General features: G+C 71.3%; 13 protein-coding genes. All 13 read left to right on the forward strand.

The window, feature by feature from the left end; all coding sequences use genetic code 11:
* The 13 genes from IG02_RS36460 to IG02_RS0116420 all read left to right on the forward strand — a co-directional run bounded on the left by IG02_RS36460 (position 1) and on the right by IG02_RS0116420 (position 15204).
* Positions 1-459: a hypothetical protein gene (locus IG02_RS36460; protein ID WP_078854524.1), complete on the forward strand. Its 459-nt coding sequence runs from the start codon at positions 1-3 to the stop codon at positions 457-459.
* Positions 460-462: 3 nt separating this feature from the next.
* Entirely contained in the window at positions 463-4971 is a 4509-nt protein-coding gene (locus IG02_RS0116370; protein WP_051765135.1) for a phage tail tape measure protein, read from the forward strand.
* A 4-nt stretch (positions 4972-4975) separates the two neighbouring features.
* Positions 4976-5863 carry a hypothetical protein gene (locus IG02_RS0116375; protein WP_030747660.1) on the forward strand — a complete coding sequence of 296 codons (888 nt, stop codon included), beginning with the start codon at positions 4976-4978 and terminating at the stop codon, positions 5861-5863.
* Entirely contained in the window at positions 5863-7014 is a 1152-nt protein-coding gene (locus tag IG02_RS0116380) for a hypothetical protein (RefSeq protein WP_030747662.1), read from the forward strand. The genes IG02_RS0116375 and IG02_RS0116380 overlap by 1 nt, the downstream gene beginning before the upstream one ends.
* Positions 7011-7946, forward strand: coding sequence for a hypothetical protein (locus tag IG02_RS0116385; protein ID WP_030747664.1), 936 nt, complete (start codon positions 7011-7013; stop codon positions 7944-7946). Before IG02_RS0116380 ends, IG02_RS0116385 begins: the two co-directional genes overlap by 4 nt.
* 10 nt (positions 7947-7956) lie before the next feature.
* Positions 7957-8568: a hypothetical protein gene (locus IG02_RS0116390; RefSeq protein ID WP_030747667.1), complete on the forward strand. Its 612-nt coding sequence runs from the start codon at positions 7957-7959 to the stop codon at positions 8566-8568.
* 14 nt (positions 8569-8582) lie between these two features.
* On the forward strand, positions 8583-11246 hold the full coding sequence (locus IG02_RS0116395) for a right-handed parallel beta-helix repeat-containing protein (protein ID WP_030747670.1): 2664 nt from the start codon (positions 8583-8585) through the stop codon (positions 11244-11246).
* A 71-nt stretch (positions 11247-11317) separates the two neighbouring features.
* Positions 11318-11581: a hypothetical protein gene (locus IG02_RS36465; RefSeq protein ID WP_037803054.1), complete on the forward strand. Its 264-nt coding sequence runs from the start codon at positions 11318-11320 to the stop codon at positions 11579-11581.
* Entirely contained in the window at positions 11578-12507 is a 930-nt protein-coding gene (locus IG02_RS0116405; protein WP_030747679.1) for a LysM peptidoglycan-binding domain-containing protein, read from the forward strand. The genes IG02_RS36465 and IG02_RS0116405 overlap by 4 nt, the downstream gene beginning before the upstream one ends.
* A 20-nt stretch (positions 12508-12527) precedes the next feature.
* Positions 12528-12782, forward strand: coding sequence for a holin (locus IG02_RS36470; RefSeq protein ID WP_051765137.1), 255 nt, complete (start codon positions 12528-12530; stop codon positions 12780-12782).
* 87 nt (positions 12783-12869) lie between these two features.
* Entirely contained in the window at positions 12870-13088 is a 219-nt protein-coding gene (locus tag IG02_RS0116415) for a hypothetical protein (RefSeq protein ID WP_234314766.1), read from the forward strand.
* Complete coding sequence (locus IG02_RS39390) at positions 13085-13789, forward strand: collagen-like protein (RefSeq protein ID WP_234314767.1); 705 nt, start codon at positions 13085-13087, stop codon at positions 13787-13789. Before IG02_RS0116415 ends, IG02_RS39390 begins: the two co-directional genes overlap by 4 nt.
* Before the next feature lie 185 nt (positions 13790-13974).
* On the forward strand, positions 13975-15204 hold the full coding sequence (locus IG02_RS0116420) for a helix-turn-helix domain-containing protein (RefSeq protein WP_030747687.1): 1230 nt from the start codon (positions 13975-13977) through the stop codon (positions 15202-15204).
* Positions 15205-15270 lie beyond the last annotated feature (66 nt).

Consider the following 15270-nt stretch of genomic DNA (forward strand, 5'->3'; position numbering starts at 1 on the left):
GTGACGTACAGCGTGCTCGATGTCCTGGGCGACCATCCCGAGGCGGTCGAGGCGGACCTCGCCCACCACTACCACGGCTACGGGCCGGGCGGTCCTCTGACCGCTTTCTGGCAGGGCCGGATCAGCCTGCGGTGGCTGCGGGTGATGGTCGAGGGCCTGCCTCCGGACGGCGCGGCCGCGCGCGCTCAGGCCGGCCACCACTGGACCCAGCGGGACTGGGCCGCCGCCGACCACACCGATCTCCTCCAGCAGATCCTCACCGTGCTCATCAACGCGAACCGCGGCGAGGACCAGCCGGCAGCGCCGTGGCCCGAGCCGGTATGGCGGCCGGGCGATCCGGTGCCCGAGGAGAAGGCGGCCGCCGACACCACCCGCCGAGTCGAGGCACGGGAAGCGTTCGAGCGGATCAACCGCATGGTGCTGCCCCCGACGAAACCGAGTCCACCGGAAGGGGGCTGAACCATGCCGGTTGAGGTCGGGGTCGGCTACGTGTCGATCGTCCCGGAGACACGCGGGTTCGGCGCGGCCCTGCAGCAGCAGATCGCCGCGCCGTCGGCCTCGGCCGGCCAGTCCGCAGGCCGGAACTCCGGCGGCGGGTTCCTCGGCGGCATGGGCGGCGCCGTCAAGGCCGGCATCGCCGGCGTCGCCATCGCCGGAGCCGCTCTGTTCACCAAGGCGTTCACCGACTCCCTGGACCAGGGGAAGATCCAGGGCCGTCTCGCCGCGCAGCTCGGCGCCAGCGGCAAGGACGCGCAGCGCTACGGACGCCTCGCCGGGAAGCTGTACACCACGGCGGTGGTGGACGATGTGCAGTCCGGCGCGGACGCCATCAAGAACATCATGCAGCAGGGGCTGCTGCCGACCGGCGCGACGGACAAGCAGATCACGCAGCTCGGCACGCGGATCGCGGACGTCGCGAACATCCTCGGCGAGGACCTCGGCAAGACGAGCCGCGCCGTCGGCACCATGATCAAAACCGGTCTGGTGAAAGACGCCGGCGGAGCGTTGGACGTCCTCACCAAGGGCACGCAGGCCGGTGTCAACGTCGCCGGAGACCTCCTCGACACGTACTCGGAGTACCCGACCCAGTTCCGCAAGCTCGGCCTGGACGCGTCGTCGTCCATGGGGCTGCTGTCGCAGGCACTCAAGGGCGGCGCCCGCGACGCCGACACCGCCGCCGACACCTTGAAGGAGTTCTCGATCCGGGCGGTCGACGGGTCGAAGACATCGGCGACCGCGTACCAGGCGATCGGCCTCAACGCCGAGCAGATGACCGCGAAAATCGCCCGCGGCGGTTCGTCCGCTCGCGAAGGTCTCGGCCAGGTCCTCGACGGCCTCCGCGCCATCAAAGACCCCGTGGCCAGAGAGGCCGCGGCCGTCGGCCTGTTCGGTACCAAGGCCGAGGACATGGGTCGCGCGTTGTACTCCATGGACCTGGACACCGCCGCCCAGGGGCTGGGCAAGATCGGAGGCGCCGCCGACCAGGCCGGCAAGTCCCTCCGCGACAACGCCAGCTCGAGGATCGACCAGTTCAAGCGCACGGCGATGCAGGGCCTGGTCGGCGTCGTCGGCACCTACGTCATCCCCGCCCTCACCAAATTCGGCGGCATCGTCCGTACCGCCGTCGCCCCACCGCTGAAGATCGTGCGCGGCGCGGTCACCGCGATGGGCGCGGCCTTCAAGGCCGGCGGAAACGACGTCACCTCGTCCGGGCTGGCCGGTGTGTTCGAGCGGATCGGGCTCGCCGCGCGCGTCGTGTCCGACGAGGTCGGCGGCGGCGTGAAGGCGATGTTCGCGGCGTTCAAGGCCGGTGGCGACGACGTCACCTCGTCCGGGTTCGCCGGGGTGATGGAGCGGATCGGGCTGACCGCACGCAGTCTGGCCGACCTGGTGCAGGCCCGCCTCGTGCCCGCCCTGTCCGGCGTGTGGAACGTCGTGTCGACGCGGCTGCTGCCCGCGTTCACCAACCTGGCCGGCGGCGTCCTGACCACGATCTTCGGGCTGTTCGGGCGGATCGCGTCCATCCTGGGCGGCACCGTCTGGCCCGCCATCATCAAAGTGCACTCCGCGTTCATGACCGCGCTGCAACCCATCCTGCGGTCCGTCGCCGACTTCGTGCAGCAGCGGGTCGTGCCGGCCGTCCAGATGATCGGCGCCAAGCTCTCCGAACTCGTCACACGCGCACAGCCGGTGATCTCCGTGGTGACGACGGTGGTGTCCTGGCTCGGCCAGATGGCCGCCAAGATCATCGGATTCGTCGTGCCCGCCCTCATCCGTTTCGTCGGGCCCGTCTTCTCCACGGTGTTCTCCGTGCTCGGCACGGCGATCGGCGTGCTGACGTCCGTTGTCGGCGGGGTCGTCTCGTTCGGCCGCGCGGTCGGCACCGTCGCCAGCGCGGTCGGATCCGCGTTCATGTGGCTGTGGACCAACGCCGTGAGTCCGGCGATGTCGGGGATCCGCACGGCGATCACCGCCGCGTGGTCGGTGATCCGCCCGGTCCTCGAGGTCGGCGCCGCCGTCATCCGCAAGACCCTCGGGCTCGCGTTCTCCTGGCTCTACAACACGATCGTCAAGCCCGTGTGGAACGGGATCAAGACGGCGATCTCCGTGGCGTGGACGGCCGGGATCCGGCCCGTCCTGGTGACCGTCAGCTCGTTTCTGCGCTCCACCCTCGGGCCAGTGTTCACCTGGCTGCGAGACAAGGTCATCAGCCCGGTCTGGAACGGCATCAAGTCGACAATCGCCGGCGTCTGGAACAACGGCATCCGGCCCATCTTCGACCGGCTCAAGTCCGTGGTCGGCACCATCGGGAACTCGTTCCGCGTCGCCAAGGAGGCTGTGGAGAAAGCCTGGGCGGGCATCAAGGACGCGGCCAAGACACCGGTCAACTTCGTGTTGGGGACCGTCTGGAATAACGGTCTACTCAAGGCGTGGAACAGCATCGCCGGGTGGGTGGGGCTGGACGAGCACAAGCTGAAGAAGGTCAAGCTGCTCGCGCGCGGCGGGACCGTTGGCACCGAGCCGGGCATCTACAACCGGCCCACAGCGATCGTCGGTGAGGGTAACCCCGCGCACCCCGAGTACGTCATCCCGACCGACCCCCGCTACCGGCGGCGCGCACTCGCCCTTCACGCGGCGGCCGGCACACAGCTGATGGCGGACGGCGGCGTGATCGGCTCCCTGCGCGACCTCGGCGGCAAGGCCGTCAGCAAGGTCACCGGAGCGGTCAGCGGGGCGGTCGACTTCCTGACCAACCCCGGCAAGGCCATGACCAGCCTGTTCAAGCCGGTCCTCGGCAAACTCTCCGGGATCACCGGCGGGAAGTGGGGCAAGGCGATCGCGCGGGTGCCGCACCTGGCCGTGGACGGCATCAAGTCCATGGTCACCAAGCTGATCGGCGAAGGCTCCGGCGGCAGCGGGAACATCGGCGGCTCCGGCGTCCAACGGTGGGCGCCCGTCGTCCTCCAGGCCCTCCGCATGGTCGGCCAGCCCGCCTCACTCCTCCAGACCGTGCTGCGGCGCATGAACCAGGAGAGTGGCGGCAACCCGCGCGCGATCAACAACTGGGACATCAACGCCAAGAACGGCGACCCGTCACGCGGATTGATGCAGACCATCGGAGCGACGTTCAACGCCTACGCCGGCTCGCTCCGCTCACGAGGCATCTACGACCCGCTCGCCAACATCTACGCGTCCATGCGGTACGCACTCGCGCGGTACGGCAGCCTGTCCGCGGCGTACAACCGGCCCGGCGGGTACGCCGACGGCGGCCGGCCCCGCGCGGGCGAGGTCGCGTGGGTCGGCGAACGCGGCCCCGAGCTGGTGAGGTTCGGGGCGGGCGGGGCCACGGTGTGGGACTCGCCCACCTCGATGCGGATGGCCGCCGGCATGGGGCTGCTGCGCGGCTTCGCCTCCGGCACCAGCGGCGCGAAAGCTCGCGCGGCCGCGCTGGCCAAGTCTCAGGCCAAGGCCCGCAGCGAGCTCCCCGCGGACCTCACGGCGTTCAAGAAGTCGCTGACCGGTAGCGCGGCTGACATCGCGAAGGCCGCCGGGGAGCTGACCAAGGATCTGCGGGCGGCGGGGAAGGCCGGCCAGTCCATGGTCGCCGCGACGTCGAAGGCGTCCACGCAGCTTCAGGCGATGGCGAAGCAGCGCGACGCGATCAGCTCGAAGATCACGGCCGCGAAGGGCTACGCGGCGGACAAAACCAAGTCGGTGAACGACTTCCTGGCCCTGTCCACCGTGAACGGCGCGACCTCGGTCGGGGACGTGATCGCCGGGCTGAAGTCCCGGCAGGACACGGTGAAAGCCTTCCAGTCGGCGATCGCCACCGCGCAGAAGCGGGGCGCGTCGAAAGCGCTGATCAGTCAACTGGCCGAGCTGGGTCCGGAGTCGGAGCTGGCCGGGCTGGTGTCGCGGGCGACTGGCGGGGACATCAAGCAGTTGAACGCTCTGGTCGCCTCGGGCGGGAAGCTCGCCACCGGCTACGGCAACGCCATGGCCGACCTGATGTATGACTCCGGGACCATGGCCGCCAAGGGCTTCCTGACCGGCCTGATCGGCCAGGAGAAAGCCATCCAGGCCGCGATGACCCGGCTGGGCGACAAGGCGATCAAAGCGATCCGGTCGAAGAAGGGCATCGACGCTCACTCGCCCTCCCGGAAGGGTGAGGCGGCGGGCGCGGATGTGGGGGCGGGGGTGGTCGCGGGGATGGCGAGCACGCTGCCCGCCGTCGGCCGGACCGCCGCCCGTGTCGGCGCGGCCGCGGTCCCCTCCGGTGCGGTCGTGCCGGTGTCCTCGCGACGGACCGACATCGCGGATGTGATCGCCGCGGTGCTGGCCGCGCTCGACGGCCGGACGGTCGCCCTGGTCCTCGAGGACGGCACACAGCTCGATACCCGGATCGACCTGCGGGTCGACAAGGGCCTGAGCAAGGTCATCAGTCGCAAGCGCGCAGGAGCAAGGGGGTAACCGGATGCCGCTGATCGTGGATCCGTCGGCGCCGCAGGTGGAGCCGCCGGTGCGGGTGACCAGCCCGGACCAGTGGCTCGCCGCCGTGCAGGACGAGTGGGCCGGGGTGGTGCTGGCCGTCGACTACCGGGCCGGGACACCCCTTCCCGGGGCAGCGGACGTGCGCCGGGTACGGATCACCCGCACCGACCCCGGCGCGGCCGGACCGGTCCCGGTGCGCTCAGCCGATCCGGCGTGGGCGCTCGGCGGGGCCGGGACGGCGTACGACCATGAGGCACCACTGGGGGTGCCGGTGGTGTACACAGCCGTCCCCGAGTACGCCGACGGCACGACCGGCCCGTCATCGGCGCTGGCCGTGACCGTGCCCGCCCCGGAGCCGGGCGACGACCGCGACCTGTGGATCAAGAGCCTCGACCAGCCCGGCCTGTCGCTGCGCGCCATGCTCGTGGAGTGGCCAGGCCCGGCCGCCGCCGGCCGCCAGGACATCGCCGAGATCCCCGGCAGCCCGTACCGGGTCGTGGCCTACGACGAACACGCCGCGGAAACCTACCCGGTCACGATCGACGTACCGCCCGAGCAGGTCGACCGGGTACGCGCGCTGCTGCGCTCCGGGGTGCTGCTGGCCCAGACACGGCCCGGCTACCTGGCCCCGGACGCGTACTTCGTGCCCGGCGACATCACCGGCCCCACACCCACGGGGCGGCTCGGATCCTCCGAGGGCTACCAGTTCTCCTGGACCATCCAGCCGATCGCCCGGCCGGCGACCGGCGGTGCGCCGATGCGGATGCCGGGCTGGTCCTGGGACGAGGTCGCACGCCGTTTCGCGACGTGGGACGCGGTCGCGGCGAGCTACAGCAGCTGGGCGGCGTTGTCGACGGACGGGATCACCTGATGCTGCCGATCTCTCCGGCCGCGCTGGCCGCGTGCGCGGGGGCGGCGCGGCGGCCGGCCCGGGCGGACTGGTCACCGGACGGCGGGCGGACGTGGCTGCCCGTGCCGGCGGTGGCTGGGGGCGAGGTGCGGCCGGACCGTACCGCGGAGTGCCGCTACTCCGCCGGCGTCGACCTGATCGGTATCCCCCTCGGCCGGAGCGGCATCAACACCGTCTCCACGCAGGTCAGGCTGTTCCAGGGGATCCAGGCGCCACGCGCGGACGTGGAGTGGATCCAGGCCGGGGTGTACGTGGTGGACCGGCTTACCCGCACCCGGCACGGCGCCACCCTCGAGCTGCTGGGGCGGGAGGACGTGCTGCGGGCGGCGCGGCTGCCGACGCCGCGCACGGTCGGCCCGGACACCGCCCGGGCCCTGGCCGAGACGCTGATCGGGGAGGCGCTGCCGGGGGTGCCGGTGGCGTGGCTGGCCGGGATCGCGCCGGACACGCCGCTGCCGGGGTGGGTGGTGGACGAGGACCGGTGGGCGGCCCTGGCCGGGGGGACGGACTCCTCCGGTACGGACACCGGGATCGCCGCGGCGCTCGCCGCCGAACTGTACGCCGACGCCGCCGGTATCCCGACCTACGGGCCGGTGCCGACGCTGAACGCTCCGGTCGTCTGGCGCATCCCCTACGGCACCGCCCTGGTGGAGCCCGCCGAGCAGGAGTCCGCCGAGGGCCTGGTGAACCTGTGGAGTATCAGCGGGGATGGTGGGGACGGGGCGCCGGCGGTCGGCCCGGTCTACGTCTGGGACTCCGACCCAGGCAGCCTCACCTACGCCGGGCCCGATCCGGTCGGTGACCCGCTCGCGCCGCAGCGCGAGGGCCTGACGGGGGTGCGGATCCGCTCGGCCCGCTACGCCTCCCCGCTCATCACCTCCACCGGGCAGGGCTACGACGTCGGCCGCGCCCGCCTCGCCGACTCCCTCGGCATCCAGGCGTCGCTCAGCTTCACCGCGGCATGCAATCCGGCTCTGGAGCCGGGGGACGTGGTGGAGGTGGAGGTGCGGCCCGGCGAGTGGCAGCGGCACGTCGTGGACTCCTGCCCCTACACCCTCGGAGCCGCCACGCAGTCCTGCACCACCCGGACGACCGCCAGGAGGCTCACATGACGTCCGATCCGGCCGCCGATCTCGGCGCCGCCCTGGCCGCCACCAGCAACACCCCGGGCGGGATCCGTACTCGCTCCGCTCAGATCGACGGCGTCACCGACCGCGGCGTCAACCTCCGCGTCGGGGACGAACTGCTGCTCGACATCCCGTGCGCCGACTCCTACCGCAACCGCGCCGCCGGCGACTGGGTCGCCGTCACCCAGGGATCCCGCCCGGTCGTCGTCTGGCGCCTCGGTGACGACCCGGGCGGCGCGTCCGAGGCCGAGGTCCGGGACATCGCCGGGGACGTCGCCGCCGACCTCCAGGTCGTGCGCGCGGTCACCTGGGGCACCACCGCACCCGACGGGCCCGGCTGGCAGACCGGCACCACCCTCCACGCCCGCAAGACCGCAGACGGCAAGGTGGAGTTGTACCTCCAGCTCGGCACGGTCACCGACCCGCCGCCGCCCGTGCCGCCGGCGCGCGCACCGAGCCCGGTCACCATCACCCCCACCTCGGCCGGGTCCTGGCGCGCGGGCCGCCCCGACGACTACGCCGCCAACCCCACCCAAGGCGACTGGAACGGCCGCGGCGACCGGCGCGGTGGCTGGTTCTACGGCATGCGGATCGCCGCCGCCTGCGCCGGCAAGACCGTCTCCTCGATGACCGTCCAGTTCACCCGGGCGCGCGGCTCCGGCTTCAACGCGAAGAGACCGCTGCACCTGTACCTGCACAGCTTTGCGACGGAGCCGTCCGGGCAGCTCGCCCTCGGCGCCGGACCGGAGGAACTGCTGCGCCTGTCGGTCGGGGCCCGGGGGACGGCGACGCTGCCCGCCGCCTGGCGCACAGCCCTGGCCAACGGAACCGCGCGCGGCCTGGCCATCTCCGCCTCCGGCCGCACCGACTACATGTCCGTCACCGGCGGCGCGATCACCATCCGCTACTCAGCCTGAAAGAGGACCGATGCCGACCATCGGATACGCCCAGCTGCCCGTCCCGGCCGGAGGCGACGCGCCCGTCGGGCCGGGAGCGCTCGCCGACCTCGCCGGCGCGATCGACCCGCACCTGATCCAGCACGTCACCAACCGCGCCCAGCGGGACAGTCTCTACGCCGGGGCCGCCCTCCACACCGCGGTGTCCGCCGAGGACGGATCCCTCTGGCTCAAGACCTCCGCCACCGCCAACACCTGGGCCACGATCTCCGAACCGCTGGCCGCGTGGCGCGCGGTCACACCGGCAGCCGGTTACCAGGGAGCGGAGTTCGCACCCCAGTGCCGCATCGTCGGCAAACAGGTCCACCTACGCGGCCGATTGCAGCGCGTCGACGGCGGAGTCTTCCCCGTCTCTGGTGTCAAAGTGGCCTCCGTCCCGGAGGACTGCCGCCCCACCGTGTACGGCTCGTGGGTAGGCGGATCCGGCCTGACCGGTGACCCAGTCGTCGGCGCCGGCCGCCTGGAATGCCTCGGCCCCGCGTCCAACACCTCCACCGGCGGGATAGGCGACATCTTGTGGTACTCGCAGGACGGCACAGGCGTCCCCTGGATCGACCTGTCCGGCTACTACTGGCTCGACTGACGAAGGACGCGACCATGGCGATGTACACCTACGGCGGGACACCGTCCGACGTCCTGACCACCGTCACCGGCGACGTTGTCCCCGACTGGCCCGTCCTCGTCCGCGTCGCCGGCACCGGCGAGCTCATCACGGCACTGTATGAGGCGGACGGGGTCACGCCGGTCGGCCAGCTCCGCTCCAACCCGGCCAGCAGCCCCACCCCGGGCGCGATCCGCACGTTCAAGGCCGACGGGCCAACAGCGATCGAGTACGAGTACCTGGACGCCGCCGGGCAACCGGTCCGCTGGTACCAGGCCGCACGCGAGGCAGCCACCGGAGCACTCGACCAACTCGAAGGAAAATTCGACAAGACGGGCGGGACGCTTACCGGGGCTGTCCGGGTGTCCGCGGCCACCTCCGACACGCTCGCGGTCGCGTCGGGCGTCGCCGGAGAGGCAGACGACCGATGGCGGATCACCGCCGACGGCCGCCAGACCTGGGGCCCCGGATCAGGACCAGGTGACACCTTCCTCGAGCGCACCGGGCGCGGTGTCCTGTCCACCCCCGGCACCCTGAGAGCCGGCCAGGTCGACCTCTCCGGTCAGCGCATCTTCAACGTGCTGACGTACGGGGCGAAGGGCGACGGGGTAACGGATGACGCCCCGGCCATCCAGGCCGCCCTGGACGCCGCCTACGCGGCCGGCGGCGGCATCGTCCTCATGCCCGGCGGCTACACCTACGGCGTCGGAATCTTCCTCGTGGTGAAGGCGAAGACGACGGTCTGGGCGTACGGAGCGACCATCCGGTCCATCCACCCGAACAGGGGCGTGCTCCGGAATTTCATGCCGGACGACTCGTTCACCGGCTACGCCGGCCACTCCCGCATCGCCGTGTACGGCGGCGTCTGGGACGGCAACGCGGCCGACGGCGCGGGCTCCGGGCTGGTCACCGGCACCACCAACATCGCATGCTTCATCCACTGCAAGGACGTCCTGGTCCGCGACGCCGTGTTCCTCGACACGAGCTCCGCGCACGCCCTGGAGTTCAACGCAGTCGACGGCGGCCGCGCGTTGAACTGCCGTTTCGAGGGGTTCCGCGACAACTCCGGCAACGGCTCCCGGCTCTCGTCCGAGGCGATCCAGATCGACATCGCCAAGTCCGGATCCTCCAGCATCCCCGCCTACGACGGGACCCCGTGCAAGAACATCATCGTCAGCGACTGTTGGTTCGGGCCGTCTGCCAGGCTCGGGACGTTCGGCCGGGCGATCGGCTCGCACGCCGAGGTCGCCGGAAACTACTTCGAGAACATCGTCATCCGCGACAACGTGATCGAAGGCGCGCTGGAGAGCGGGATCCAGGGGTGGTGCTGGCGGCGGGCCATCATCAGCGGCAACATCATCCGGAACACCACGAACAGCGGGATCTACGTGTCGGTGCCGAGCCCCGGCACCGTCTACACCTCCTACGCCATCACCATCAGCGACAACATTGTTGAGGGCGCGCAGGCGGACAGCGGGATCCGTGTCCTCGGCTACGACACCGCGCCGATCACCGACGTCGTCATCAGCGACAACGTGATCCGGGGGACGGCCGGCAGCACGGCGAACGGCATCCAGGCCCAGAACACCCCCGGGGTTGTCGTGGCCGGGAACCTAGTCGACGGCGTGCAATCGACGGGCCTGTTCCCTCAGTACTCCGACGGTGCCAGCCTCACCGGGAACACCATCCGCGGCACGTCGTCCAACGGGATCAACGTCGCGGGGTGCACAGCTGCATCGGTTACGGACAACGTGGTTGACACGACCGGCAGCAACCACGGCATCGTCGTGGGCGGCGGTACGGACGGCCGTACCGGGTCGTCCGCGCTCGTCTCCGGCAACCGGATCCGCGCGGCCGCCGTCGCCGGCATCCGCGTCTCGCAGGCCGGTTGCCACATCACCAGCAACAAGGTCCTCAAAGGCGGCGGCACGACGGCCAACGGGGTGTCGCTGACCGGCACGGCGACGGACTGCACCATCACGAACAACGACCTCTCCGGCAACAGCTGGTCGACCACCGCGGCGATCGTCACCTCTACCGCCGCGCCGGTCACCGGGCCCGGCGGCATGACCGCGCTGCCCGGCAACAACGTGGTGGACCGGGACATCACCCCTGTCCCGGCGCTCGAGGCGGCGATGACGCCGCCGGGACGGTACGAGACCACCTCGCGCCTGCGGTGCGGCGGTGAGGCACAGCCCGCCACGGGATGGCTCTACCTGGTCCCGATCTGGCTCCCGAAGGGCCTCGTCGTCGCGAACCTGTCGTTCGTCGCCGGCAACACGAGCGGCAGTGGTCTGACGAACCAGTGGTTCACCCTGCACGACTCCAACCGGGTGGCGCTCGCCAGGACGGCCGACGCGACAACGGCGGCCTGGGCGGCGGCCACCACCAAGACTCTGGCGATCGCGCAGACCACGGCCGGCACCGCCACGTCGTACACCACCACGTACACCGGGCTGCACTACCTCGGCGTGATGATCGCCGGAACCACGCCCCCGTCCCTGATGGGTGAGGGGCGGCTCATCGCCGGCGGCGCGACCGCGCCCGGGCTCGGCGCCACCAACAGCGGTCAGACCACGCCGCCCACCGTCACCGGCTCCGTGTTCACCGCCGCCGTGTTCTCCGGCGCCGCGATCCTCGCCTACGCCTACACCGGCTGACGCACACCACACCCGCAGGCCCCGAGCCACCCGGCCCGGGGCCATTTCCATGCCCAGAAGGAGGCTCACCCATGGGTGACACCGAACGGCCGGTCCCTGACCGGCCCGAGGACCAGACCGAACAAGCCCAGCACCTGGCGGCGACCGGGAACGGGCCGACCGTCACCGACGAGGAGCAGCTGCTCGCCGCGCAGTACGGGCCGCCGGACATGGCCGGCTACTACACCGGAACCGGCCAGGCCGACACCGCGGCCGCCGAACCGGACGAGAACGACGACCAGGAGCAGCCGCCCACCCAGGCGCCGGCCAGTGCCGAGGGGAGCGAGAGCGCATGAGCCTCGAAGGGATGATCACGCAGGCTGAAAAGTCGATCGGGCTGCGGACCCCCAACGCGATACAGCAGTGGTACCGGGAGCGGAACGGGGCGACGTTCGCCTACAACTTCCCCTGGTGCAACGCCGCGATCACGTACTGGGCGACGCAGGCCGGGGAGCGCGAGAGCGTCCTGTTCGGCACTGACTACGCGTACACCGTCGCCCACGCGCAGCGCTTCAAGACGGCCGGCCAGTGGACGGCGATGACCAACGGCATCGCCCGGAGCGGCATCCGGCGCGGAGACATCGTGTTCTTCGACTGGGCGGGCACCTCCTCGATCGCCGCGATCGACCACGTCGGGATCATCACCGACGTCAAGGGCCAGTACGTCTACACGATCGAGGGGAACACGGCGTCGGTGTGCGCGCGGCGTGTCCGTACGGTCGGGCAGATCGCCGGGTTCGGCCGCCCCAAGTACAAGGCGGCCACGCCGCCGGCGGCCGGGAGCGGGACGTACACGGTGCGGGACGGGGATTCCCTCTCCGAGATCGCCGCCGCGCACAAGACCAGCGTCGCCGTGCTGGTGGAGCTGAACGGCATCAAGGACGACCGGATCGGTGCGGGGCAGGTGCTGAAGCTACCGACGGGCGCGGCCGCGACCACGGTGGTGTCCCTGTCGAAGGTGATCTCGGCGGCGAAGACCGACCCGCCGAAGAAGGGCACCCCCGTGTCGTACGCGGGTGTCCGTGTCCTCGAGGACGCGCTGGTCGCCGAGGGGCTCCTGGCGCCGGGCTACGCGGACGGGCACTTCGGGACCGCCACCAAGTCCGCGTACGCGCTGTACCAGCAGCGGCGCGGATACCGCGGCCGCGACGCCGATGGCATCCCCGGCAAGGCCACCCTGACCGCCCTCGGCCGTATGCACGGCTTCACCGTCACCACCTGACCAGCAGAAAGAGGTCCATCATGACCACCGCAGCATTCTGGAAAGCCACTGCCGAGCGGATGATCCGCACGTACGCGCAAGCGGTCCTGGCGGTCGCCGGCGGCGACGGTCTCGGCATCGTGGATGTCGACTGGGGACAGGCCCTGTCCGTCGGCGGACTGGCCGCCGTGCTCGCCCTGCTGACGGCGATAGTCACCAGCGGTGGCACGGAGGGCCCGGGCATCACCGAGACCGTCGCCACCACGGACACCCCGCGCGGCCCGACCAGCATCTGATGACCGGCCCGGCGCGGGCTCGCAGCAGCGGCCGCAGCCGTGTACGGGCACCGCGGCCAACAGCGCGTCAACCACAGCGGTGCGGTCATGACCGGGTACGGCGGACTCGTCAACGAGCTCCAGGAGGAGCGCGCCGACCTCCGTACGAAGCTCGCCGAGAACGAACGGCAGTTGGCTGCCGCGTACGCCGAGCTCGCCCGCGAACGGGCCGACAAGGCCGCGTTGCAGGGCGAGATCAACACGCTGACCGCAGAGAACACGCAGCTGCGCGCCCGGATCACGGCCCTGGGAGGGGACCCGCAGTGACGACGCATCGCCGAGCCGACATTTTCGCCCGCCGCTGGCGCCCGCTCGCGCTGACGTCCGTGCTGCTCGTGCTGTCCGGGGCGGTGGTGCTGGTGTGGCTGCGGATCAACGCGGCCGATCGGCGCGCGGCCGACCTGGCAGACGAGGCCAACCGGCGCGGAACCGCGGTCAGCACGCTGGCCGGTGATGTGCGGGTCCTGCGCGCGCAGATCACCGCACGGGGCGGCACACCGGCGGCACCGGACCCGACCCACGCGGTAGAGGACCTGCCGGACCGATCCCAGGTCCCGGTCCCCGTCCCCGGGCCGCCTGGCCCGCCGGGCCCTTCGGGCGAGCGAGGGGCTACGGGGCCGCCTGGGCGGGACGGCCGGACACCGGACGCGGTTCCCGGGCCGCCGGGGGCCGCGGTGACCGGACCGCCCGGGGCGACGGTCACCGGCCCACCGGGCCCTGCTGGACCCGCGGGCCCGGCCGGTCCAGCAGGGCCCGCCGGCACCGACGGCAAGACGGGCCCCGCCGGTCCAGCGGGACCGGCAGGGCGCGACGGGCAGACGTGCCCCGCCGGGTACAGCCTGCGGCCAGCGGACGACCCCGCCGCGCTGGTCTGCCGCCGCGACAACGCCCCGGACCCCGAGCCGCAGCCCTCCGGACCGGCGCCCAGCCCGGCTGTGCCCGGCCTCCCAGAACGACGCCGCCCCTGACAACAGCGCCCCTGTACCGGCCTACGGGCCGGTACAGGGGCGCCTTTCGTCTGTCCGTCCCCCGCCCCGGCTACTCGTGCTGAGCGGAGAAAAGGGCCTCACGGCGTACGGCCGTGAGGCCCTTTCGAGTAGCCCCTACGACGGCGGGGGTACATTTCCCAGTGGACGCTAGGAATGGAGCCAGTATGCCCCACTACAGCGACATCCAGGGGGGCGCAGACAACAACGGACAGCGCCTCGCGCGCCTCCGTATGCGCCGCCGCTGGACTCAACAACGACTCGCCACCGAAACCGGCTACAGCCTCTCTGCCGTCAAGGCATTCGAGCAGGGACGACGTGCCCTCGACCGGCCCGCCGTCATACTGCCGTTCTGCCGGGCGCTCGACTGCCACCCCACCGAGATCACAGGAGGACCTGTCATCCCTCTGCAAAGCGACCACGACGGCCAGGACGCCGTCGCAGGCGTAGCCGCAGTCCGCCGCGCGCTGCTCCGCCACGGTCGTCCCACCCGGCCGACCGATCAGGAAGTCGCCGCCGTTGACCTGGTGGAGCTGCGGCAGCGGACGAACGAGGCCAACCGGCAACGTGCGGCAGCCCGGTTCGCAGATGCCAGCAGCACACTGCCGGCCCTGCTTCGTGACCTCCAGGTGGCCACGCAGGTCACCTACGGGGACGACCGCCGCTCCGCATTCGGGCTGCTCACCAGCGCGTACGAGTGCGCAATGCAGTACCTCTACAAGCTCGGTCACGTCAGCGACGCGACCCTCGCTACCGAGCGCGTGGTCTGGGCCGCCAAGGAGACAGAGGACCCGCTCCGCATCGTGGCCGCGTCCTGGTACGACGCCGGTGAGTTCCTCTCGATCGGAGAGCACGACGAGGCCGGGGCCATCATCGATGACGCCCTCGCAGAACTCGGGTCCATCAACGCCTCTGTGCCCGAGGTTGTCTCACTCAAGGGCGCGTTCGAACTGAAGGCGTCGCTCAACTTCGCGCGCTCGACCGACGGCAAGGCAGCGGAACGGCACTTGGAGCGCGCCCGCAAGGCAGCCGACGAACTCGGCCGGGACCGCAACGATTTCGAACTCCACTTCGGCCCCACCAACGTCGCAATCTGGAGCGTCTCCCTGCCGGTGGAAATGGGCAAAGGACGCCTTGCAGTCGAACGGGCGGAGAAGGTCACGCTACCGAAGGACTACGCCCCCGAGCGGCGCAGCCACCACTTCATTGACGTGGGCCGGGCCCACTTCTACAACGGCCAGCGCGAGGAAGCGCTGAAAGCCTTCCTCAAGGCCGAGCGGCAGGCCCCGCAAGCGACCCGCATGCACGCGGGGGTCCGAGAGACCGTCGGCACCATGATCCGCACTCAGAAACGCGGAGCGCTGGCTGAGTTCGGCATTCGCCTGGGCGTCGTCTGACAGAAGGGACACATTCTGTAGCCCTTGTGTCACCCCTCGATTCGTAGTGTCAGTGACACAGATCAC

The organism is Streptomyces sp. NRRL F-5135, assembly GCF_000719775.1.
GTDB classification, from domain to species: domain Bacteria; phylum Actinomycetota; class Actinomycetes; order Streptomycetales; family Streptomycetaceae; genus Streptomyces; species Streptomyces hebeiensis.